Raw genomic sequence first — 22,860 nt, forward strand, 5'->3', positions numbered from 1 at the left:
TACTGTCTCCCAGCCATCGGAAAGCCGCCGTGCCGTCTCCCTTTCCTAGGAGAATCTCAATGCTCGTCAGCGACGACAACAAGCCCCCGGGCTACCGGGGGGTGTTCCAGGAGCGGGACTTCCGGGCGCTGTGGGCGGCGCACGCGTTGCTCAATCTGGGCGAGGTCATGAAGGCCCTCGCCCTGTCCGCGCTCGTCTATAGCCGCAGCGGTTCGCCACTGCTGGCCGGCATCGCCTATGTGGCGGGGTTTCTGCCGCAGGTGCTGGGCAGTGCCGCCCTGCTCTCTCTCGCCGACCGGCTGCCGACCCGGCCGACCATGGCCGGCTGGGACGTGGCCCGGGCGGCCGGCGCGGCGGTGCTCGCCCTCGACATGCTGCCAGTGCCCGGAGTGCTGGCCCTGACCATGTTGTACGGCCTGTTCGATCCGGTGCCCGCCGCCATGAAGACGGCCCTGCTCCCGGAGCTCCTGGGCGCCCGGCGGTTCGTGCCAGCCCAGTCCCTGATGAACATCACGGTCGGCGCCGCGCAGATCGCCGGCTTCGCCGTCGGCGGCGGTCTGCTTGCGTTGCTCGGCCCCGTCGGCACGCTCTGGGTGGTCTGCGGCGGCGCCCTGCTGTCCGCCGCAGTGCTCCGTCTCGGCCTGCGGATCCGCCCCTCGCGCGGGGTGGGCAGGGCCGCGGTCACCCCGGCCCAGGCCCTCGCCACCACCTGGTCGGTGAACCGGGCCCTGTGGGCGGACGTCCGGGTGCGCCGCTTGTTGCTGGCGCTGTGGCTGCCCGCGTGCTGGATCGTCGGCGCGGAGGCGCTCATGATCTCGTACGCGGACGAGATCGGCAGCCCGCGGGCTGTCGGCGCGCTGCTCACCGCCGCGGCAGTCGGCATGCTGTTCGGTGACGTCCTCGTCGGCCGTTTCGCCACCCAAAGCCAGCGCAACCGCTGGGCGCTGCCGCTGTCCGTACTGCTGGGCGCTCCGTACCTGCTCTTCGCCGCGCAGCCGGGCATCGCTGTGGCCGCCGGGCTGGCGGCACTGGCCAGTATCGGGTTCGGCTACAGCCTGTGCCTCCAGGAACCGTTCGTCAGCGCGGTCCCTGTCGAGTCACGCGGCCAGGCCTTCGGGCTGTCGACCTCCGGTCTGATGTCCTGCCAGGGCATCGCCGCAGGCCTGACCGGGGTAGTCGCCGAGTTGGTGCGGCCGTCGGTAGGTATCGCCATGGCGGCGGTGGCCTCCCTGGTCTGCACGGCGCTGCTGGGCCGCGTGCTCAGGCCGACGCCGTGACAAGGGCGTCCGCGCGGTCCAGTTCCTCCCGGTCGCCGAGGTACTCCCAGCGCAGCAGCGACAGCGGAACATTGCCGTTACGCCAGAGATGGTTGTGGAAGCGCCGCAGCTCGAAGCGCTCACCGAATACGCGACGCGCGTCGGCCAGCAGCGCCAATACCTGGGTCTTACCAGCCTGGTAGGACAGCCCCTGACCGGGCGTCAGGGCGAAGAAGGCGGCCTCATGGTGCGCGGTCACGTTGTCTAATGGAACCTCGCGGACCAGCAGCTCAGCCGCCTCGGGTATGGTCAGGCCGCCCACGGCCAGGGCGATGTCGACACCCACCCGCGCGCTGCGCAGACGCATGAAGTTGTGCACGGTACGGCGGGAGGCGGGGCTGTCGTCGAAGAGCCCCGCCAGCAGAACCAGTTCCTCGTGGTAGAAGGCGATGCCCTCGTTGACGGCCGAGTCGTGGAAGTGGCGGCGGACCGGATCGGGATGCCGCCAGGACATCGCGAGCTGCTGGTGGTGTACACCCTCGTGGATGATGCCCAGCCGGGGGTCGTGCGCATTCGCCCGGTCGAAGTAGGGCAGGTCCGAACAGGGCGGGGGCACATAGCTGACCGCGTCCTCGGTGAGCCGAGCCGGTCCGGTCAGATCGTCGGTAATGCCGAGCCAGCTCAGCTCCGCCAGATAGCCCGGCAACGGGGCGGTGCGGTAGCGGGGCAGGTCAGCGGGCAGGTCGAGCAACGCCCGGTCGCGGTAGAAGGCTCGTACCTCCTCCTCTGCGGCCGCGTGCCAGGCGCACTGCGTCGCGGCGTCCGCAGGTAGCGCGGGCTCACTGGCCGGGGAGCCGTGCCGTGTACCGACCAGATCCGCCATGGCCGCGCGGTCGTCCTCGCGCTCGCCCATCGTGCGCAACTCGGCCACGGTCCACGGCAGTAGTGCGACCTCAGCCAGGTATCGCTGGAACGCACCCTCGCCCACCGGTCGGTACGGCGGCAGGTCGGGCATCCGCGCCCGCCAGCGTTCCCGGAAGGCGCTCAGTGCCCGCGCGGCCGAGTCAGCAGCGGCCGATAGCTCCCGGGCCACCTCCGGGACATGCGGGGTCAGCTCCCGGACGGCACGGGCGAGGCGCGTCTCGATGTCCTCCAACTCTCGGACGGTGAGGGCGGCGAAGTCCGCCTCGGCGCGGTTCCGCGTGTTCCCCTCGGCCCAGTCCAGCACCCTGGACACGTCGCGTAGGTGCCGGAGCACGGCCTCGGCCCGGGCCGGGCCGAACGGCGGCGGGGGCAACAGCAAGTCGTACACGGCACCGAGCGCTTGATCCACGTAGAACCCAGGATGCCGTTGCCACAGCCGTAGGGTGTCTAGCTCCCAGCCAGCACGCGCGACGGCCGAGGAGACCAGCCGGTGGTTCACGTGCACGGGCACCGGTGCCGTGCGGGGGGCCAGCGCCGCCACGGCCTGCCGGAACTTGGACAGCGTCTCACGGTGCCGGGCCACCCCCTCCGTGCTCCAGTCCGGCGTCCAGCCCGTGGGCCGGTCCAGGCGCGGGATGTCATCCCGTGAGTGCGGCCGCTGCGCCGCGCGCCAGGCCCAGAACTCCCGCGCGAGACGGGCTGTGGCCCGGCCGGCGCCGTGGTCAGTAACTGTCATGGTGGGCGATCACCGCTTCGAGGAGCACCTGGGCACCCTGCGTCAGCAGCCGGTCGGGGGTGTGCTCGTAGGGCGAGTGGCTGACGCCCCGGGTGCTGGGCACGAAGACCATCGCGGTCGGGACGTGCGCGCTGATGACCCCCGCATCGTGGCCCGCGTAGCTGTACAGCGACCCGGCGGGCCGTCCGGTGCTGCGGCACACCTTCTCCAGCAGGGTGCGCATGCTCTCGTTGAAGGCGACCACGGGCTTATGCGAGAGCATCCGGTGCTCGACCGTGCACCCTTCTTCGGCGGCGATGGCCCGGGTGTGCTCCAGGACGAGCTCGGCACAACGAGTGAGGACGTCCTCACGGGGAGAACGCAGCTCCAGCACCAGCTGGGCGGCGCCCGGGATAACGTTGGGGGCGCCCGGATCGAGGGTGAACGAGCCGATGTTGCCCACGAGCGTGTCGCTAACCGACCGCATGAGGTCGTGAGCGACGGCCGCGGCACGGACCATGGCCCGACCGGCGTCCCTGCGCAGCACGAACGGGGTCGTCCCCGCGTGGTTGGTCTCGCCCACCGCCCGGATCAGATGGCGGTCCACGCCGACAATGCCGTCCACCACGCACAACTCCTGACCCGCCAGCTCCATCCGCGGACCCTGCTCGATGTGCAGCTCCACGAAGCCTGTGATCTCGGCCAGGTGCGGGTCGGCACACAGAGCGGTGGAGCCGACCATGCCACCCGAGGACTCCGGCTGGGCACCTTCCTCGTCCCAGAAGCTCACGATCTCCAGTGCGTCGGCGGCCGGATGGCCGTGCTCGTGCAGGGTGGTCAGCACCTCCAGGGCGGCGATCACACCGTAGGCGCCATCGAGCCGCCCGCCCGCGGGAACGGTGTCGGTGTGCGAACCGACGAGCAGCCGACGGTCGGCCACGTTCGGTGTGTGCCCGAAGACGTTGCCGACGTCGTCGGTCCGGGAGACGAGTCCCCGGGCCTGCATCCGCTCGGCGAGCCAGCGACGGGCTCGCCGATCCTCGGCCGAGCCAGCGACACGGTCCACCCCCCCGTCCGGTCGGCCTCCGATGGCAGCCAACCCGTTCAGATCGTCCAGTAGTCGTCGCGCGGAGACACTTGGCCTGGCCAACATGTCTCGCCCCTCTCTGTCATGCGCGCCTACGCAGGCACGCTCAGCACGTACGGGAACTCGGGCGTGGTCAGCTGGGCGCGCATCCGCCGTACCGTCTGCGCGTCAGTGGGCAGGCCCAGCCGGGTGCACGTCTGCCCGACAGTCCGCTCCGGCGTGAGGTGCTCCCACAAGGCACGGAACTCCGGAGCGACGGGCATCGTGGGTAGAGGCGAGGACTCGACGAGCACGCGGTACCCCTCGGCTCCGTGCAGTGCCCAGGTGCGCTGAGCCGCAGCGACGGGCTCGGCCCGCGCCGCCAGGAAGGCGGCATTGCGTGAGGCGTCGGAGGGCGCGGGCAGTGGCGCGTCGGCCCTGCGGAGGTAGAACCAGTTGTACGGCGACTCCTCCGCAAGCAGCAGCTGCGTGATGCGCCATCGGGTGTGGTCGTCGCAGGCCTCGTAACGCTCCTGCAGAGCCGCGTCGTGGAGGACGACGTCCCAAAGGGCGGCTTCGCCGGAGTGGTCGTCCGGACCGATCCGGGGCGCTTCTAGGAGCAGGCCGCAGCGCTCCGCGAGTGCGCGGAACTCGTCGACGGTGAAGGTCAGTTCGTAGGGGTTGAGCCAGGTGTCGGCGAAGGCTGCGTCCGGTTGCAGGCGTGTTTCGGCCAGGTCGCTGGCCAGGGAGTTCCGAATGTCCAACGCCTCGGCCAGGGCGCGTCCGGTTCCCGCCACCGAGCCGGTGTCTCCTGCGAGGAGACGAGTGGCTTGCTGGAAGGCAACTGGATTGCGGCGATGATAGGTGTTGTACACCATGACCTCCAGGACGCCGGTGGGACGCAATGCGGCGGCCAGGCGCTGGAGGAGGGCCGAAGGATCCGGATTGTGGTGCAGTACGCCCGTGCAGACGATGTAGTCGAACTCCTCGTGGTAACGAGCTGCAGTTAGCCCTTCCTTGCGTAACTCCAAGTTGTCCAGACTGAGTTCCTTGCGCCCCTCATTACACAGGGCGAGTGAGCCTTCGGAGACGTCCGTGCCCACGACCCGGGCCGCCGGGTGGCGCTGAGCGGTGATCAGAGCCTGGTTGACGCCGCAGCCAGCCACCCAGACCGCGCCGTCGGGTCCGACCCGGCGATGACCGAAGTCGCCCACCGCCTGGGAAAGCAGCGCGGGATACAGCTCGGGATCCAGAGGTTGCTGCAGCGTGTGGGCTCGCCACGGGTAAGGGCTCTCGGTGTAGAAACCGCCGATGACGGCTTCGTGGCCGTTGCTTGGGTTCATCGTGCCTCTCGTGGGTGCGCAGATGCCTGGGCCGACCGCGTGGGGGACTGGCCATAGAAGACGTCGGCGACGGTGTGGACGTGCTCGGGACTCAGCACCGACTTGTGGTGGCCACCCGCGTCGTGGACGGTGAGTCCGCCCAGGGCGATCTTCCGCCAGCTGTCGAGATACGTGGGGAACGAGACTCCCGAAGCTGCGGACGGTCGTCGCGTGCTCGCCGCACGGCATTCCTGCGTGACGATGAGATCGACACTGCCCGCGTAGGCGGTGGGCCGGTGGGCGTGGAAGGCCTCGTAGAGCAGGCCGGCGGCACGGATGGGTGCCGCCGTGGTGAGCTCGCTGACAGCGTCCGGGAGTAGCTCGGACTCGGCGAGGACCATCTCGAGTTCGGCGCGCAGGGCTGTGGGGTCGCCGCCCCCGTCCATCACGCGCGTGATGTCGTCGATCAACCGGGCGCAGCGCCGGTGCACCTGGATTATGGGCCGCAGAGTGGCCAGCGTGAACGGGTCTGGAAGAGTCGGTTCGACTAGGGCCAGCGACGCGACCGCCTCGCCGGCCTCCTGGAGCCGTGTCGCCATCTCCAGTGCGACGACACCGCTCCAGGAGTAGCCGAGCAGGTGATACGGCCCGACGGGCTGGAGGATACGCAGCTCATCCAGGTAACGGGATGCGAGGCTTGCCACCGAGACGGGCGTCGACGCCTGGGCCAGCTCCAGTTCGAGGAGTTGGAAGCCAAGCAGAGCGTCCTCGGGGCGTAGTACGGCGCCGATGGGCCGGAACCAATGGACGCTGCCCCCACTCGGGTGCACGCAGAACAGTTTCCTGCCGCTCTCCTGGCCGGCTTTCAGCGTAACGAGTGACCGGTCGGCCAGCATGGCCCGGTCTCCCGCGCCGTCGGCCGGTCGATCGCACAGGAGCGCGAGCCCGGCGATGGTGGGGTTCTCGAAGAGATCGCGCATCGCGATCCGTTCGAGCAGTTCGGTCCGGATGCGCGCGATCATGCGCAGGCCCGTGAGGGAATTGCCGCCCAGAGAGAAGAAGTTGTCGTCGATGCCGATGTTCTTGCGGCCGAGAAGGTCCTGCCAGATGTGGGCCAGGGCTCGCTCCACGGCAGTGGCGGGGGGACGAGACGGAACGTCCTCCGTGCACTTAGGGTCGGGCAGCTGCCTGCGGTCGATCTTGCCGTGCGCCGTGAGAGGGATGGCGTCGACGGTGACGTAGTGCGAGGGCACCATGTAGTCGGGCAGCAGACGGGCGAGCCAAGCGCGCAGCTCTCCCTTGCGAGCGGTGGTACCGGGCTGCAGAGCCACCCATGCCACCAACTCGTCGCCTCGCGGGGCGGTGATGGCGCCCACATGGACCGCGGTGAGGTCAGGGTGATGGGCAAGTGCCGCCTCGACCTCGCCGGGTTCTATGCGGTAGCCACGGATCTTGAGCTGATCGTCCGCCCGCCCCAGGAAGTGGACGTTGCCGTCGGCGAGTACCCGGCCGAGGTCACCCGTGGCGTACAACCGCGCGCCGGGTTCGGTGGAGAAGGGGTCGGGCACGAACCGATCGGCGGTGAGAGCTGGTCTGCGTTCGTAGCCCCGGGCCAGACAGCGGCCGCCGATGTGGATCTGACCGATTGCACCAGGCGGTACGGGGTTCATCCGACTGTCCAGGACGTACATGGATGTGTTGGCGATCGGCACGCCGATCGGCAGGAGGCCCGTATCGAAGGTGTTGGTGTCCGACGTCTCAGTGGTGTAGAGGGAGTTGGCAACGGTCGCTTCGGTCGGGCCGTACTCGTTCAGCACCACCGACGTCTGGTCCAGCGCCCGCCAGGCGCGCAGTGTGCGGGCAGGGAATGCCTCCGCGCCCACCACCATGACGCCGGCCAGAGCCTTGGCCTGCTCCGCCGTCAGTTGCTCAGTAAGCAAGCTCAGCTGAGACGGCGTCACCTTGAGGAAGGAGTAGGGGCCGGAGGCAGCCAGTGCGGACCCTAGGTCAGCTAGGTCGAGTGTCGCGGGCAAGACGTGCAGCGGCTGCCCGAGGACCAGCGGAGTGAGGACGTTCGGCACGACCGCGTCGGCCGCAACCGAGGCGAAGAGAGCTGCGCCGCCGGTCGGCCGAAGTGCGTAGCGGTCCACACACGACTGCACGAAGTTGGCGAGTGGCCCGTGCTCGACCATGACGCCCTTTGGGCGCCCGGTCGACCCCGAGGTGTAGATGACGTACGCGAGCGTGCCTGGGGCGCCCGGATGCCGCGCCGCCGGTCCCGGCCACGCGGGCACGGTGTCGTCCCAGCCCGGCGAGTCCAGACACACCACCTCGGCCGGGCAGTCCGCGAACCGGTCGGCGAGCGCGCGTTGCGTCAGCACCACTCGGGCCCCGGTGTCCTTCAGGACGAATCGGTTCCGCTCGTCGGGATGGGCAGGTTCCAACGGAACGTAGGCCGCCCCGGCCTTCCAGGTGCCAAGGAAGGCCGCGACCAGTTCGGGCCCGCGTTCCAGGCACACCGCGATCCGACTCTCGGCGTTCGCGCCCGAGCGGTGCAGCACGTGCGCGATCCGTTCGGCCAGTGCGTCGAGCTGTCCGTACGACAGCGTCCTCTCCCCGCAGACCACTGCGGGGGCCTCCGGACAGGCGGCGGCCCTCTGCTCGAAGCGGGTGAGCACATCGGAGGCAGGCGGCGTGCGCGGCCCGCGGCCCAGTTCCACCACTCGGCGGCCCTCGTCGTCCGGGAGCATGGACAACTGGTCGACGGGTGTGTCGGGATGGGCCATGGCCTCGGTGAGGAGGTTTTCCAGGGACCGCTGCCATCGCTCGGCCGTCTCCCGGGTGAACAGGTCCGTGCGGTACCCCAGCGACAGCTCCAGCCGGCCGTCCCCCTGTCGCACGGACAGCGACACGTCGAACTTGGCGGTGTCCGTGGGCACGTCGATCTCGCGGACGCGCACACCGGGCAGCGCCAGGTCCTGCCGGTCGGTGTTGTCCATCTCGCACCACACCTGGAACACCGGCGTGCGGCCCGCGTCCCGCTCCGGCGCCAGCGCCTCGACGACCTGCTCGAAGGGCACGTCTTGGTGGTCGTAGGCATCGAGCAAGCCTTCCTGGACGCGCTCCAGCAGCGCAGCGAACGTTGGGGCTCCGGACAGGTCCGTGCGCAGCACGACCGTGTCGAAGAAGAGGCCGATCAGGTCCTCCGTCTCTGTACGGTCCCGTCCAGCCACCGGAAGCCCGACGGAGATGTCCCGGCTGCCGGCATAGCGGGACAGGACGACCTTGAACGCCGCCATGAGAACTGTGAACAGTGTGGTTCGGCGGGCGCGGGCGAAAGCCGTCAGCGCTTCGAACCACTGCCCCCGCCACACCGCGTCGACGGTGTCGCCTCGCCAGTCCCGCTGCCGGGTGCGGGGCAGATCGGTGGGCAGCTCCAGCGGCTTCACCCCGGCGAGCCGCTCCCGCCACCAGGCCAGGGACTCCTGGAGGGCGCCTCTGTCGATCCGCTCGCGCCGCCGTGCGGCGTCGTCACCGAAGCACTCGGCCAGAGGCTTGAAGCGCGGGGTCTGCCCCGCGGCCAGCGCGCGGTAGGCCGCGCTCCACTCGTCCACCAGGATGCCCGTTGACCACCCGTCGGTGACCAGGTGATGCAGCGTGAGGACCACGGCGAGGTCGTCGTCGGCCAGCCGGAACACACGGCAGCGCAGCAGCGGAGCCGTGCCGAGGTCGAAGGGGATCAGTGCCGCCTCGCGGATCGCCTCCCGCAGGGCTTCCTCGCGTGCGTCGGATGACAAATCGCGCAGGTCGTCCGTACACCAGGGCACAGTGACTTCGGGTTCCACCGTCTGTACGGTGCCGAACCCGGTGGTGGGAAACTGGGTACGCAGCGGGTCGTGCCGCGCGATCACGGCCGCCAGCGCCCGGTGCAGCAGCAGGGTGTCCAGCGGACCCTGGATCCGCCAGGCGAGCGTGACGTTGAACTCCGGTGACCCCTCGTTGAGCATAGACAGCAGCCACAGCCGCGACTGAGCGGGCGAGAGGGGGTAGGTGCGTGCGGTCCGGCCGGTCACGGTCCGCTGAGCCAATCCGTCCATGGGCGCGTCTCCATCGTGTCGGTCGGGGGAACGGGCTTTCACGGCTCTCACCGACTCTTCCGGTCTTCATCGCAGCGGCAGCATCCAACGGTTCGGGTCGGCGGCCTGGCCTTGCTGAAGCCGGAAGAGGTGGCGCCGAACGGCGATCACGGTGGGCCCCGGCTGCCCGCTTCCCACCGGTTGGCTCTGATCGCCCAGCCCGATCCGGCCTACCTGCTGCACCAGCGCGGGGCCGCCGCACACGAACGCTTCCGAGACCCGCCCCTGCTGGTTGAGCCGGTACCACTGCGCCACCGACAGTTGTCGCGCGCGCACCCGTAGCCCCCACCGCGGGGCGAGGGAGGCGACGGAGGCCCGTGCGAGGACCGACACGTCGTCGGACGCGACGGGGGCGAGCACCAGGTGCGCTTGGGCGGCGTCCACCCAGCACAGATGCAGTCCATGGGGCAGCATCCCTGCGTCCCAGCGCAGGTACAGGGGCGCGAAGCCCGTTGCAAACGCGGAGGGGAGCAGGTACGCGGAGAGCTGGAAGACCCAGCGCCGGGGCCCGTTCTCGGCGGTCATGTCCGGGCACAGGTAGATGGCGGACTCCGGATCACGCAGCAGCGGGCGGCAGTGGTGTGCCAGCCGTTCGACCGCGCCGAGGAACTGTGCCCGCGGAAAGTCGGGGAGCCGACGCCGACGGACGGCGCGGGCAAAGCGGGTGGCGAGGAAGTCAGGGCGCAGCGCCGTCAGCACCCCGTCGGGCCACAGGCGCACATGCACCCCGGCGTCGGGCCGGAACAACGTCACGGCGTCGCTGGGCTCACCGACAGAGGTGACCGACTCGTACCGCCACCCGGTCCCGGGCCGCTTGCCCAGGCGGACCATGCCGCACGGGCGTGCCCCGGCCAGGCTGCGGTACGAGTGCCGCTCACGGTTCGACGCGACGACACCAGGCTTGCCCACGGCGGCGGACCTCCACCTCGATTGTTTGGTTGGGCTCTTGCTGGCCTCGAGTGTCGGTTCAGCGCTATCGGCCGCGTATCGCGCGGCGATCCTGCGGCTTTCGGGCACGGCGGGATCGAAGTCGGCGTGCCGGGGCCGAGTTGCGATAGTCCGTCGATAGGGGCTGAAAACCACGGGGCCGGAGGCTGGGGCGTCTCTCCCCCACCGCCTGACTGGAGCGGCCAGTGACTGATCCCGCAGAGCTGTTCGTGGTCCCACTTGCGCGCCCGCATGCGTCCCGACGCCTTGTCTGCCTGCCGCACGCCGGCAGCGGGGCTAGCTACTACCGGCGCTGGGGTCGCCTCCTAGACGACTCCATCGAACTGTGGGTCGTGCAGTACCCCGGCCGGGAGAACCGCTTCGACGAACCCATGATCACCAGCATGGATGTCCTGGCCGCCGAAGTCGCCGACGGTGTCGCGCACTCGGAGATGCCGGGGCGCAGCACGGCGTTGTTCGGCCACAGCATGGGCGCGGCCGCTGCCTACGAAGCTGCACGCATCCTGGAGGGCCGGGGAGCGGACCTGGCGCACGTCTTTGTCTCCGGGTGCCCGGCGCCCGGCACCGCACCGGCCGAGTCGGCCCGGCTGATGAGTGACGCAGAGATCATCGCCGAGGGGGAGCGGCACGGCGGGGTGGCGAAGGAGGTCTTCGACGACCCCGATCTGCGCGCCCTGCTCCTTCCGGTGCTGCGCAACGACTACTTCCTCGTCGACTCCTACCGTTCCCCCGACAGGCCGCTGCTGCGTGCGGACGTGTCGGCGCTGGTGGCCGACCGCGACTCCTGGGTATCGGTGGATTCGGTGCGCGGCTGGCGTAAGCACACCCGGGGAACGTTCGACCTGACGGTGTTGGAGGGCGATCACTTCTTTCTTAGGCCGCGTGAGGACGAGGTGATCGAAGTGCTGCACCGGGGCCTCGGCGCGGCCGTCCCCTCATCTCCCCGGCGGCATTGAGCCGGGATCGAGCACTGCCGCGATCAGCCGAACGGTCTGTTGCCGCATGATGTCCCGCACTCTCAGTTCCATGCCCTGCTGCCGGAGCCGGTTCATGATGCGTACGGCCTGCAACGAGTGACCGCCGAGATCGAAGAAGTTGTCCTCCAGACCGACTCGTTCGACACCGAGCACCTCACACCAGGTGGCGGCGATGGCGCATTCGGTGGGGGTCCGCGGAGGCACATGGTCCCCTCCGGGGGACACGGACGCGGATGCGGAGGCGGGAAGCGAAGACCGGTCGATCTTGCCGTTCGGGGACAGGGGAAGGGAGGTCACTAGGGTGAACCACGTGGGGATCATGTGCCGCGGCAGGTGGCGTCGGCACCACGCACGCATCGAGTCCTGTGCGGGTGAGCGACCGGCAACCGGGACGTAGGCGGCAAGCAGACGGGGTTCTCCTGTGCCGTCCGCGCGGAGCGCGACCGCGCAGCTCTCAACCTCCTCGTGTCCCGCCAGCACCGTCTCGATCTCCCCAAGCTCGATCCGATAGCCGTGCAGCTTAACCTGGTCGTCGATGCGCCCCTGATACATCAGCCGACCATCATGGGCCAGTCGGACAAGATCACCGGTTCGGTACATGCGGGTGCCGGGCTGCCCGTACGGGCAGGGCAGGAAGCGGTCGGCCGTCACATCGGGCCGACCCGCGTAACCCCTGGCCACACCTGCGCCAGCCAGGTGGAGTTCGCCGACCGCCCCGCGGACGACGGGGCGACCCTGTGGGTCGAGCACATATGCCTGGGTGTTGGCCACCGGGCGGCCAATCGGGACGCTGCCCTGGTCGGGGAGGTCCGGACCCACCTCGTACGCGATGCTGCCCACCACGGTCTCGGTGGGCCCGTACTCGTTGATGATCCGCGTGCCGGCCGCTCGGAACGCCCGAAGGGTGTCAGCGCGGAGCGCCTCGCCACCGACCACCAGCGTGCGGACGCGGCCGACGAGCTCCTCGGGGGCGAGGAGGCGGTTCAGCAGTTCGAGGTGCGTGGGAGTGAGCTTCACCAGGGTCAGGTCCCGGCCACGGCGCACCGCGGCAGCGAGTTCCTCGACCCCGCTGCCGTCGTCGAGTAGCCGGATCCGCCCCCCGGCCAGCAGAGGGCCGAACAACGATGTCACGGTGAGGTCGAAGCTGAGGGAGGAGTGCACGAGCGAGCCGGTGCCCTGCGCGAGGTCGTAGGCGTCGGCGCACCACAGCAGATAGTTGGCGAGCGAGCCGTGGGTGACCTGCACGCCCTTGGGCCTGCCGGTGGAGCCGGAGGTGTAGAGGACGTATGCCAAGTCGCCGGGCCGGGACAGCGGCTCGGTATCGCCGCCGTCCTGCGCCGCGACAGCCTGCCGTTCCAGGTCGACGACGAGCTGCGGGACGGCACTGATCCGCGCCATCCGTTCTCGGTGCTGCTCCTGAGTGGTCAGCAGGACGGCGCCAGCATCGGACAGCATGAACGTCAGCCGGTCGTCGGGATAGTCGGGGTCGACCGGCACATAGGCCGCACCGGCCTTCCAGATGGCCAGGAGGGTGACAACCGTGTCGATGCTGCGGCTCGCGCAGACCGCGACCAGATTCCCCGGCGTCACACCCCGGGCGGCTAGGAGCCGACTCAGCTGGTTGGCCTGGGCGTTGAGCTCCTGATAGGTCAGACGGTCGCCGTCCTCCACGATGGCGACCGTGTGGGGCGTACGCGCGGCCTGTTCTTCGATTAGCTGATGCACTGTCATGTCGTGCGGGCAGCCCACGGCGGTGTCGTTGAAGCCATGGATCAGCTCCTGTCGCTCAGCATCGTCGAGGAGATCGACCAAGTCGACGCTCAAGCCGGGATTTTGTGTCATGGCGCGCAGCACGCCGAGGAAGTGGCGGGCCATCCGTCGCACAGTGGCCGGCTCGTACAGCTCCGTCGCGAAGACGATGTCGCCGTGGAGTGAGCCGTCGTCCCTCTCGACGAGCTGGCATTCAAGGTCAAACTTGGCGCGGGGTGCCCCTATGTCGACGGCCCGCACCGTCACTCCGGGGATCGACCACCGTTCGCTCTCCCCAATGGTCTGCAGGGAATAGGTGACCTGAAAGACAGGGTTGGCGCCGGCTGGGCCCCGTTCGGGCGCGAGCTCCGCCACCAGCCGCTCGAACGGCAGCTCCTGATGGTCGTAGGCTTCGAGCGTCACGCTCTTCACCTGGTTCACCAGGCCTCCGAGTGTGAGGCCATCGTCCATCTTGGTACGAAGAACCAGCATGTTGACGAAGTTCCCGGCCAGGTCCTCCAGATCCGAGCTGGTGCGTCCGGCCACCGCCGAGCCGACCACGATGTCGCGTTGTCCGCTCCACTTGGCCAACAACAGCTTGAAGGCAGCCAGCGTGACCATGAACAGCGAGGCACCGTGGGCAGCGGCGCAGGTGCGCAGCGTACGGGCCACGTCCCCCGGCACGGTGAATCGGACCTGACCTCCCTCACCGGTGCGCATCGGCGGCAGTGGGTGGTCAATGGGGAGTTCGAGGGCCTGTACTCCTTCCAGCCGAGAGCGCCAGTAGGTCAGCTCCCGTTGAGCACGGTCCCCGGTCAGCGTGGCGTGCTGGCGCACGGCGAAGTCTGCGTACTGCAGGGTCGGCGGCGGCAACGGCCCGCCCTCCGCTTCGTAGAGCGCGCACAGATCTCGGATCAGGACGCCCATCGTCCAGCCGTCGGCGACGATGTGATGCAGACAGAGAACCAGCAGGCCGTCCTCGGAACCGAGCCGGACGAAGAGCGCCCGCAAAGGGCGTCCCGATGTCAGGTCGAAGGGTCGCGCGGCCTCCGCCTCCGCCGCAGCGACGGCTCTGGCCTCACGTTCCGTGGCGCTGGCCACGTCGCTGAGGTCGAGGACGGCGGTGTCGAACGTCTCGGCGCTGGCGATGACTTGGACGGGTTCGCCGTCGGGTCCGGTGCCGAAGCGCGTCCGCAGTATGTGATGGCGCTCGACGAGGGCACTGAGCGCCACGCACAGCCGATCGGCGTCGAGCGGTCCGGTGAGCCGGTACGCGGCGGGGATCACATAGTCCACGCCCCCGGCGCCGAGCTGCTCCTGAAGCCAGAGTGAGCGCTGGGCGAAGGACAGCGGGGCCTGCCGCAACAGGCCCCCCGCCGGGGCGGTCCTGGTCGTCCGCGCGGCCCGTATCCGGGAGAGCAGACGGTCTTCGACGGTGCTGTCGTCCGCGGAGGAGGTCATCGAGGGCTCCCTTCAGTAAGGGGGGCGCAGCCATCGGGCTCTGGTGCCACAGCGTCGAGGGCACCGAGGAACGCGTCGGCGATGCGCCGTATGTGTCCGGGGGAGAACAGGGCTGCGGCGTACTGGATCTCAGCTGTGAGGCGGTTGCCGGGGCCGCGCTGCACGATCATCTCTAGGTCCTGGCTGGTGGTGCGGCTCGACGCGAGGTGCCCGGTCACGGACAGCCCTGGGGGCGCGGGCAGTGGCTCGGTGTCCTCGATGAAGTTGAAAACGACGTCGACGACGGGGGAGCGGGATAGGTCGCGCGGCGGGCGCAGTTCCCGCACTAGGCGGTCGAACGGCAAGTCCTGGTGGGCGAGAGCGTCCAGTGCGGTGCGCCGCACCCGCGCGAGCAGCTCGGCGGGGGACGGCGCGCCCGATGCGTCCGCGCGGATGACCACGAGGTCGACGAAGGAGCCGGGGATCGTCGCGGCCTCCGGGTGCGCACGTCCAGACACCGGGGTACCGAGGACGATGTTGTCCTGTCCGGAGACGTCGGCGAGCATCGACACGAAGGCGGTGAGCAGCACCATGTATGGCGTGGCCGCGCCGCGTCGGGCCGCGTCCGTCAGCCGTCCCCACAGCCCGTCCGGCAGCGCGAAGTCCAGCGTCTCACCCTCGGGCTGCCAGACCTCGGGTCGCGGACAGTCGGTGGGTAGGTTCAGTGGCTTCCAGCCGACCATGGTCCGCTTCCAGTGCGCAACGAGCGGTGCCATGAAGTCCTCGTCCCGGTACCGTCGCTGCCAGCGTGCGTAATCCGCGTACTGGAGGGGGCGGGCGCCGTCCGCCGGGACGCCTCCCGCCGTGTAGAGCTGCAGCAGTTCGCGTTGCAGCACGCCCAGCGAGGTGACGTCGCTGCCTATGTGATGGAACGTCTGGAACAGCAGATGGTCGTCGGCACCCAGCTGTACCAGCCGCATCCGAAGGGGATGCTGCGTGGCCAGGTCGAACGGGGTGTCCCGTTCCGAGGCGGCGATGTCCGCCAGTCGCCGTTCACGGTCTGCCACGTTCAGGTGCGACAGATCCTCCCATGTGACGGGGACGGTGCCAGGGAGATCGACCAGAGGCACGGGTTCGCCCCGCTCGATGGGGTAGCGGGTGCGCAGGATGTCGTGGCGGGCGCTCAGCACGTCCAGGGAACGGCGCAGAACGTCCACGTCGAGGGCGCCGCGCATCCGCAGCGTCAGGGGCAGCAGGAACTCGGTGTCGCCGGGGTGCATGCGGTCCAGGAACAACAGCCGTTGCTGGGCAAAGGACAGCGGGGCCGGTCCCTCGTGGTCGCCGCCGAGTGGCACCTCGGCACCCGCCCCCCGAGCCGCACGCCGCTGCTCCAGGACGGCGGCCAGACCGGCGACGGTCGGTGCGGCGAACACATCCCGCAGGTGCAGGCCGGTGTCCAACGTGCCGTTTAGGCACGTCACCAGCCGGGCCGCGAGCAGCGAATGGCCACCCAGCACGAAGAAGTCGTCGTGCACCCCGACCTCGGCGACCCCCAGCGCCTCGGCCCATACCCGGGCGATCTCCCGTTCGACCGGGGTCCGCGGCGCGATCCGGCCCGTGCCGAGGTCCGCGTCGGCACGCGGCGGCATCGGCAGCGCCGCACGGTGCACCTTGCCGCTGGAGGTCAGCGGCAGCTCGGCCAGCGTCACATAGCGCGAGGGCACCGCGAAGGCGGCCAGCTGTTCGGACAGATAGCGGCGCAGCTCCGCCGCGCCCGGTTCGGCGGCCCCAGGCTCGGGCACGACGTACGCTGTCAGCACCGGCTCGCCCGACAGCGGTTCGCGGACGGCCACGGCGGCGCTGCGCACCGCAGGATGCCGGTGCAACAGCACCTCGATCTCGCCGGGTTCGATACGCACGCCACGTAGCTTGATCTGGTCGTCCACCCGGCCCCGATACTCCAGCACCCCGCGATGCAACCAGCGCCCGAGGTCTCCCGTGCGGTACATCCGGCCGCCCGGAACCTTGCCGAACGGGTCGGGAAGGAACCGCTCTGCCGTCTGCCGGGGCATGCCCAGGTAGCCGTGGGCAATTCCGTCGCTCGCGATGTAGATCTCCCCAGGCACGCCCACCGGCAGTTCCCGGCCGTGCTCGTCTAGGACGTGGACACGTTTGTTGCCCACGGGCCGGCCGATCGGCGGGGGCGGGACCACGGCGCCGTCGTCCGGCCCCGGCACGGGAAGAGCTGTAGCGGCGTGCGTCTCCGACGGCCCGTACTGGTTGTGCAGGTGGAACGACCCGTGCCGCAGCACCCACAGGATGTCGGCGGTCAGCCGCAGCTGCTCCCCGGCCGTGGTGACCTCCTTCAGCCCCGCGGGCACATGACCTCGGCGACGGGCCTCGGCGGCGAAGGCGGCGAACACGGTGGGTGTGCAGATCACCTGCTCGGCGTCGGTTCGCGACAGCCAGTCGTACAGCTCTTCCGGGTCGCGCCGCGCCTCCTCCGGTGCGAGGAGCACCTCGCCCCCGGAGGCCAACGGGATGAAGATCTCCTGGAAGTGGACGTCGAATCCGATCGACGCTAACTGCGCTGTGCGCACCCCGCCCAGCTGGTCCCGCAGCTGCCACTGGGTCAGGTTGACCAGCGCCCGGTGCGGCAGGCACACGCCCTTGGGGGTGCCGGTCGAGCCGGAGGTGTGGATGACGTATGCGGCGTCGTCTGGCACCACTATCGGCAGGGCGGGCTCCGCGCCCGGAGCTGAGGCAACGGCGTCAACGCGGAGCATCTCATGGCCTCCGTCCGGTACGAGTCCGGCGGTGGCGCGGGTGGTGAGCACGAGCGGTGGCCGCGCCTGGTCGAGGATCGCGGCCAGCCGGGCCGGCGGATACGCGGGATCCAGCGGCAGATAGGCCGCACCAGAGGTCAGCACGGCGAGCAGGGTGCTGGGCAAGGCCAGGTCGCGCTCGGCGCAGACACCGACCACGTCGCCGGGGCCGATCCCGCGCCGGACCAGCTCCCGGGCCAGCCTGTCGGCCTGCGCTCCCAGCTGGCCGTATGTGATCGTGCGGGCTCCCCGCCGTACGGCGATCCGGTCCCCGGAGGCTTGCACCTGACGCCGCACCAAGCCGTGCACAGTGTCCGCGGCGGGCGGCGGCATGGCCGTGCTGTTCCAGCGGGCCGACGTCGCCCGGTCCACACCAGCGGCGAGCGCCGTCGCCAGGTCGGCTTCGCCGCCCGCTGCCGAGACGTACGCGATCAGCCCGGCGTATTGCTTGAGCACGCCCTCGACAGTGGCCCGGTCGTACAGGTCGGTCGCGTACTCCGCCGTGAGCCCGAGACGACCGTCCTCCTCCTCGTGGACCGTGACCGCAAGGTCGTAACGGGAACCGCCGCCGTCGATGTGCACCGGTTCGGCCTGTGTCCCGGTCAGCCGCAGCCGACCTGCCTCTCGGCCCTCAAGGGTGAACAGCACCTGGAACACCGGGTTGTGACCGAGGCCGCGCTCCGGGCGCAGCGCCTCCACCACGCGCTCGAACGGGACGTCCTGGTGCTCCAGAGCCTCGTAGACGACGTGCCTTACCCGCGCGGACAGCGCGGCGAATGTCGGCGCGTCCGCGAGGTCGGCGCGCAACGCGAGCGTGTTGGCGAACAACCCGACGACCTGCTGCGCCTCGACATGCGAGCGCCCGGCGGCCGGGGTGCCGACGACCACGTCGGAGGTGTTCGCGTACCGCCCCAGCAGTGCAAGGAACACGGTCAGCAGCCCAGTGTACGGGGTGACGTGCCCGGATCGGCACAGCTGGCCGAACGCCGTGCCGGTCCGCGCGTCCACCTCGGCCGTCGCCAGCGCGCCGTGCGCCGACTGGACGGGCGGCCTGGGCCGGTCCTCGGGCACGGTGCACAGCTCGGGCAGCCCGGCCAGCTGGCCTCTCCAGTAGTCCAGCTGCCCGGCCGTGGCCGGGTCGTCCTGCAGCGCCCGTTGCAGGTTGACGGACTGGGCGTAGCGGGCGGTCGGAGGGGGCAGCGGCGGGCCGTCACCCAGGGCGGCGGCGTAGGCGGTGCCCAGGTCGTCGAGGAACAGACCCAGGGACCAGCCGTCGAAGACCAGGTGGTGCCAGCAGAACAGGATCAGCGCCTCCTGCTCAGCCGCACGCGCCACCACTACGCGCAGCAGCGGGCCCCGCTCCGGATCGAACGGTCGCCGCGCCGCGCCCTCCAGCAGCCGGATTGCCTCCGGCCGTGCGGGGCGGCCTGGCAGCACGGTCACCGGGACGCGGGCCGCGGGTTCGATCCGCTGCACCGGCTCTGCACCGGGCCGCGTGGCGGGAAAACGGCACCGCAGCGCCTCGTGGCGGGCGGCGACGGCCTGGATCGCGCGGTCGAGAGCAGCCGGGTCGAGCGGTCCGGTGATCTGGTAGGCGACGGACGTGGCGTAGGACGATCCGCCGGTGCGCACCAACTCAGCGAAGAGGACCCGCTGCTGGGCCGATGTCAGGGGCAGGTCGCCGGCAGCGCCGAGCTCCGGTGCCGTGGTCCGGTCCGCGACCCGTGGTGCTCGCCCCAGCAGTTCTGCCTGCGCGGCTGGTGTCGCGTGCCGCAGCAGTTCCCCCGCGCTGACGTCGAGGCCGAGGACAGTCCGGATGCGGGCGCTCAGGGCAGCGGCGGCGAGCGAGTGACCGCCCAGGTCCAGGAAGTCGTCATAGCGCCCGACCCTGGACACGCCCAGCACCGCGGACCAGGCGTCGGCCATGAACTGCTCGGCCTTCGTGGCGGGCGCCTCCGTGCGGCCGCCGCCGTCACCGGGCTCGGGCAGCCGCGCCCGGTCGACCTTGTCGTTCGGGGTGAGGGGGAACGCGTCCACCGTCACGTACTGGGAGGGCAGCATGTAGGCGGGCAGGGCGCGGGCCAGTGCGGTGCGCAGCTCTTGCGCCGACGGTGCGGCGGGGCCGCGTGGCACGACGTACAGCACCAGCCGGATGCCACCCGACGGGTCGGGCCAGGGGTGGGCGACCGCCATACGCACGCCGGGGATGGCGACGGCGGCCGCTTCGATCTCGCCCAGCTCGACGCGATGGCCACGGATCTTGACCTGGTGGTCGGTGCGGCCCGCGATCTCCAGGCTTCCGTCCGGCCGGAAGCGGCCAAGGTCACCGGTGCGGTACAGGCGCATACCGTCGGCGTACGGATCCGGCAGGAACCGCTCCGCGGTTAGCGCGGGCCGGTCGTGGTAACCAGCGGCCAGTCCGGCCCCGCCGATGAACACCTCCCCGAGCTGCCCATCGGGCACGGGACGCAGTGCCTCGTCCAGCACACGGAGCGTGGTGCGGGCCACCGGCCACCAGTGTGCGACGGACCCCGTGTTGTCCAGAAGGGCCGTGCTGGACCAGATGGTGGTCTCCGTGGGCCCATACAGGTCCCAGGCGCGCGCCCGTGAGAGGCCGAACCAGCGCGCCAGGTCGGGGGGAAGGGGCTCGCCCCCGCACAGCAGGGTGAAGTCCGGGGGTGGTTCCCACCCATCGCTCTGCAGCATCCGCCAGGTTGCTGGCGTGGCCTGGAGGGCACACGCCCGGGTGGACCGGATCAGCCCGGCCAGCGCACGCGGGTCGCGGCTCTCCTCTGGGGTGGCGATGACGACATGGCCGCCCAGGGTCAGCGGCAGGAAGAGCTCCAGGGCCGCGATATCGAAGGCGACGGTGGTGACCGCCACCAGGACGGCCCCGTCCGGCAGCCCGGGCCGCTCCGCCATGGAGGACAGGAAGTTGGCCAGGGCGCCATGGGTGACGGTCACGCCCTTGGGGCGGCCGGTGGAACCGGAGGTGTAGATGGTGTAGACGGCATCGCCGTCGACGAGCGGGACGGGCCGGGGATTGCCGGACCCGTTCCTGTTCCCGGCGCCGGTGGCCGCGGCGGTGTCAGCGTCCGTCAGGACCCGGGTTGCCCCGGAGTCGCGCAGGATGTGGGCGCGCCGCTCCTCGGGATGCGCGGGGTCCAGGGGCACGTAGGCGGCCCCGGCACGCACCACGCCGAGCAGGGCGACGAGCAGCCCTGTGCTCCGGCTCATGCACACCGCCACCTTGGTGCCCGGGCCGACGCCGCGGTCCTGGAGTCGCCGGGCAAGACGGGCGGACGCCGCGTCCAGCTGCCGGTAGGTCATCGTCTCGTCGCCGCAGGTCACGGCCGTCCGATCACCGTGCCCGCGCACAGCCGTCGCGAACAACTGGTCCAGATGCTGCGCCACATTCGTCTCCTGGTCCATCGGCCCTAAGGGATCTGTTTCAGCGGTTGGCGCTCCGCCGTGCCTCGCGCACCGAGCGCGGCCGCATGTCGGTCCACACCCGCTCGATGTGCTGCAGGCACTCCTCGCGGGAGCCGACGGTGCCTTCCTCGTGCCAGCCCAACGGCAGGTCGCGGTCGGTCCACCAGATCGAGTACTGCTCCTCGTCGTTCAGGACCACGCGGTAGGTGTCTTTCACGGCTACTCCTCTCGGATGGGGCGTCGGGTATCACACGATCCGCACGTTGTACGTGCGCAACCAGGCATCGGTCTCCAGCAGCGGGGTGAGCATGTGCGCGGTGTTCACCCAAGCCACGGAGACGTCCGCGCCCTCGGCGAACTTGCGCACCCGGTCGGCGTCGAGCAGCTCGCGCAGCGGTGAGTCCGGATCGTCCAGCAGCCGCAGGACCCCGGTGACGACCCGTTGGGTGTAGTCGGGCGCGTGGGTCGCGGGGTAGGCGCTCTTGCGGCGGTTAAGCAGGCTCGGCGGGAGCAGGTCGCTGACAGCCGCGCGCAGCAGGCTCTTCTCCCGGCCGTCGGCGCACTTCATCGACCAGGGCACGTTCCACAGGTACTCCACCAGCCGGTGGTCGCAGAACGGCACCCGTACCTCCAGCCCCACGGCCATGCTCATGCGGTCCGTACGGTCCAGCAGCAGGTGCAGCGGGCCCTGGAGGCTCAGATACAGCACCTCGCGCATCCGGGCCTGCAGTCCGCTCTCTCCCTCCAGCCGGGGGGCCCGGGCCAGCAAAGTGGCGTAGCCGTCCCGTTCCTGCTCCTCGGGCCGGACGCGGTCCAGTACGTCCGGCGCCAGGCACTCGACCAGCCGGGGCCCCTCGCCCAGCCACGGGTACGTTTCCGACTCCACCAGCGCAGGCGTGTGGAACCAGGGGTATCCGCCGAACACTTCGTCGGCGCCCTCCCCGGACAGGGCGACCGTGGAACGGCGGCGCACGGCGGCGAAAAGCTGGAGCATCGAGGAGTCGAACTGGCCCAGGCTCGGTAAGTCACGCGCCCGCAGCGCCTCGGCCGCGCCGACCGCGACGGCCGCGGAGTCCAGCACCACCTCGGTGTGCCGGGTGCCCAGATGGCTGCTGGCTTCGCGGGCATACGGGGCGTCGCGGTCAGGGCGCAGAACGGTGGAGTGGAAGTGCTGGTCCGATTCGGTGAAGTCCACGGCGAACGTGGTCAGGGGGCGGCCGGACAGCCGGGCGGCTAGGGCGCTCAGGGCCGTGGAGTCCAGCCCGCCCGACAGCAGGGAGCACACTGGTACGTCGGCCACGAGCTGCCGCAGCACGATGTCCTCCAGCAGGCCCCGGACGGTGGCGACGGTGGTGTCCCAGTCATCCGCGTGCGGGCGGCTGACCAGGCGCCAGTACGGGAACTCGTGAGCGCCACCACGGTCGGCGACCAGGGTGGAGGCCGGGGCCACTTCATGCAGCCCGGTCAGCACGGAGCCGCCCGGCTCCTTCAGCCTGGGGTTGAAGACCACCGGCAGCCGCTCGACCTCCAGGACCGGGCTGAACAGCGGGTTGGCGAGGATCGCCTTGGGCTCCGAGGCGAACAGCAGCCCGCCCGGGTAGACGTGCACGTACAGCGGCTTGACGCCCAGCCGGTCTCGGACCAGGGTCAGGGTCTCCCGGTCGCCGTCCCACACCGCGAAGGCGAAGATCCCGTTCAGGCGCTCGGCGCAGTCGGCGCCCCATTCCAGGTACGACCGCAACACCACCTCGCTGTCGCAGCGGGTGCCGAAGAGGTGGCCCCGGGCTGTGAGCTGAGCACGCAGCTCCGGGGTGTTGTAGATCTCGCCGTTGTAGACCAGGACGACCGGCTCGCCGTCGGGCATGCGCTGGGCCACCATGGGCTGGCCCCCGCCCTCCAGGTCCACCACCGCCAGCCTGCGGTGGCCGAGCGCCACGTGCGGCGCCGTCCATGTCCCGGAGCCGTCGGGCCCCCGGGACGCTAGGGATGCTGTCATCCGTTCCAGCGTGGGGATCTCCTCGCGCAGGTCGCGTCGGAAGTCGAGCCAGCCGGCTATGCCGCACATCCGGG

Annotated in this window: 11 protein-coding genes; 2 read left to right on the forward strand and 9 right to left on the reverse strand. The window is 70.4% G+C overall.

Annotated features, from left to right (window positions below; genetic code table 11):
• The first annotated feature begins 59 nt into the window (after nucleotides 1-59).
• Nucleotides 60-1,277 carry an MFS transporter gene (locus CES90_RS11735; RefSeq protein WP_189784895.1) on the forward strand — a complete coding sequence of 406 codons (1,218 nt, stop codon included), beginning with the start codon at nucleotides 60-62 and terminating at the stop codon, nucleotides 1,275-1,277.
• Here the strand turns inward: CES90_RS11735 and CES90_RS11740 are convergent.
• The 5 genes from CES90_RS11740 to CES90_RS11760 all read right to left on the reverse strand — a co-directional run bounded on the left by CES90_RS11740 (nucleotide 1,261) and on the right by CES90_RS11760 (nucleotide 10,328).
• Nucleotides 1,261-2,916 carry a DUF885 family protein gene (locus tag CES90_RS11740; RefSeq protein WP_189784894.1) on the reverse strand — a complete coding sequence of 552 codons (1,656 nt, stop codon included), beginning with the start codon at nucleotides 2,914-2,916 and terminating at the stop codon, nucleotides 1,261-1,263. The two genes, CES90_RS11735 and CES90_RS11740, sit on opposite strands and share 17 nt — an antisense overlap.
• A complete protein-coding gene (locus CES90_RS11745) occupies nucleotides 2,903-3,961 on the reverse strand; it encodes a M20/M25/M40 family metallo-hydrolase (RefSeq protein ID WP_229914045.1) in 1,059 nt (352 codons plus the stop codon). The genes CES90_RS11740 and CES90_RS11745 overlap by 14 nt, the downstream gene beginning before the upstream one ends.
• A 113-nt stretch (nucleotides 3,962-4,074) precedes the next feature.
• Entirely contained in the window at nucleotides 4,075-5,304 is a 1,230-nt protein-coding gene (locus CES90_RS11750; RefSeq protein ID WP_189784892.1) for a class I SAM-dependent methyltransferase, read from the reverse strand.
• Complete coding sequence (locus CES90_RS11755; RefSeq protein WP_189784891.1) at nucleotides 5,301-9,380, reverse strand: non-ribosomal peptide synthetase; 4,080 nt, start codon at nucleotides 9,378-9,380, stop codon at nucleotides 5,301-5,303. The genes CES90_RS11750 and CES90_RS11755 overlap by 4 nt, the downstream gene beginning before the upstream one ends.
• Before the next feature lie 66 nt (nucleotides 9,381-9,446).
• Nucleotides 9,447-10,328 carry a branched-chain amino acid aminotransferase family protein gene (locus CES90_RS11760; RefSeq protein WP_189784890.1) on the reverse strand — a complete coding sequence of 294 codons (882 nt, stop codon included), beginning with the start codon at nucleotides 10,326-10,328 and terminating at the stop codon, nucleotides 9,447-9,449.
• 224 nt (nucleotides 10,329-10,552) lie between these two features.
• On the opposite strand from CES90_RS11760, the gene CES90_RS11765 reads away from it, so the two are divergent.
• On the forward strand, nucleotides 10,553-11,323 hold the full coding sequence (locus CES90_RS11765) for a thioesterase II family protein (protein ID WP_208921417.1): 771 nt from the start codon (nucleotides 10,553-10,555) through the stop codon (nucleotides 11,321-11,323).
• On the opposite strand, the gene CES90_RS11770 is transcribed toward CES90_RS11765, so the two are convergent.
• From CES90_RS11770 to asnB, 4 genes are read right to left on the reverse strand one after another with little or no spacing between them, the layout of a single operon-like run.
• Nucleotides 11,303-14,554 (reverse strand): non-ribosomal peptide synthetase, encoded by a 3,252-nt coding sequence (locus CES90_RS11770; RefSeq protein WP_189784889.1) that lies wholly within the window; start codon nucleotides 14,552-14,554, stop codon nucleotides 11,303-11,305. The two genes, CES90_RS11765 and CES90_RS11770, sit on opposite strands and share 21 nt — an antisense overlap.
• Nucleotides 14,551-20,790, reverse strand: a complete 6,240-nt coding sequence (locus tag CES90_RS11775) for a non-ribosomal peptide synthetase (protein ID WP_189784888.1) — start codon at nucleotides 20,788-20,790, stop codon at nucleotides 14,551-14,553. The genes CES90_RS11770 and CES90_RS11775 overlap by 4 nt, the downstream gene beginning before the upstream one ends.
• A 19-nt stretch (nucleotides 20,791-20,809) precedes the next feature.
• Nucleotides 20,810-21,007: an MbtH family protein gene (locus tag CES90_RS11780; RefSeq protein ID WP_189784887.1), complete on the reverse strand. Its 198-nt coding sequence runs from the start codon at nucleotides 21,005-21,007 to the stop codon at nucleotides 20,810-20,812.
• Nucleotides 21,008-21,037: 30 nt separating this feature from the next.
• Complete coding sequence (gene asnB / locus CES90_RS11785; RefSeq protein WP_189784886.1) at nucleotides 21,038-22,855, reverse strand: asparagine synthase (glutamine-hydrolyzing); 1,818 nt, start codon at nucleotides 22,853-22,855, stop codon at nucleotides 21,038-21,040.
• Nucleotides 22,856-22,860 lie beyond the last annotated feature (5 nt).

Source organism: Streptomyces capitiformicae (assembly GCF_002214185.1).
Taxonomy (GTDB): Bacteria; Actinomycetota; Actinomycetes; order Streptomycetales; family Streptomycetaceae; genus Streptomyces; species Streptomyces capitiformicae.

Bases quoted from the DNA above. Each gene is read 5' to 3' on its own strand.
- asnB (WP_189784886.1), bottom strand. From the start codon at position 22,855: ATGTGCGGCATAGCCGGCTGGCTCGACTTCCGACGCGACCTGCGCGAG.
- CES90_RS11775 (WP_189784888.1), bottom strand. From the start codon at position 20,790: ATGGACCAGGAGACGAATGTGGCGCAGCATCTGGACCAGTTGTTCGCG.
- CES90_RS11735 (WP_189784895.1), top strand. From the start codon at position 60: ATGCTCGTCAGCGACGACAACAAGCCCCCGGGCTACCGGGGGGTGTTC.
- CES90_RS11740 (WP_189784894.1), bottom strand. From the start codon at position 2,916: ATGACAGTTACTGACCACGGCGCCGGCCGGGCCACAGCCCGTCTCGCG.
- CES90_RS11750 (WP_189784892.1), bottom strand. From the start codon at position 5,304: ATGAACCCAAGCAACGGCCACGAAGCCGTCATCGGCGGTTTCTACACC.
- CES90_RS11770 (WP_189784889.1), bottom strand. From the start codon at position 14,554: ATGACCTCCTCCGCGGACGACAGCACCGTCGAAGACCGTCTGCTCTCC.
- CES90_RS11755 (WP_189784891.1), bottom strand. From the start codon at position 9,380: ATGGACGGATTGGCTCAGCGGACCGTGACCGGCCGGACCGCACGCACC.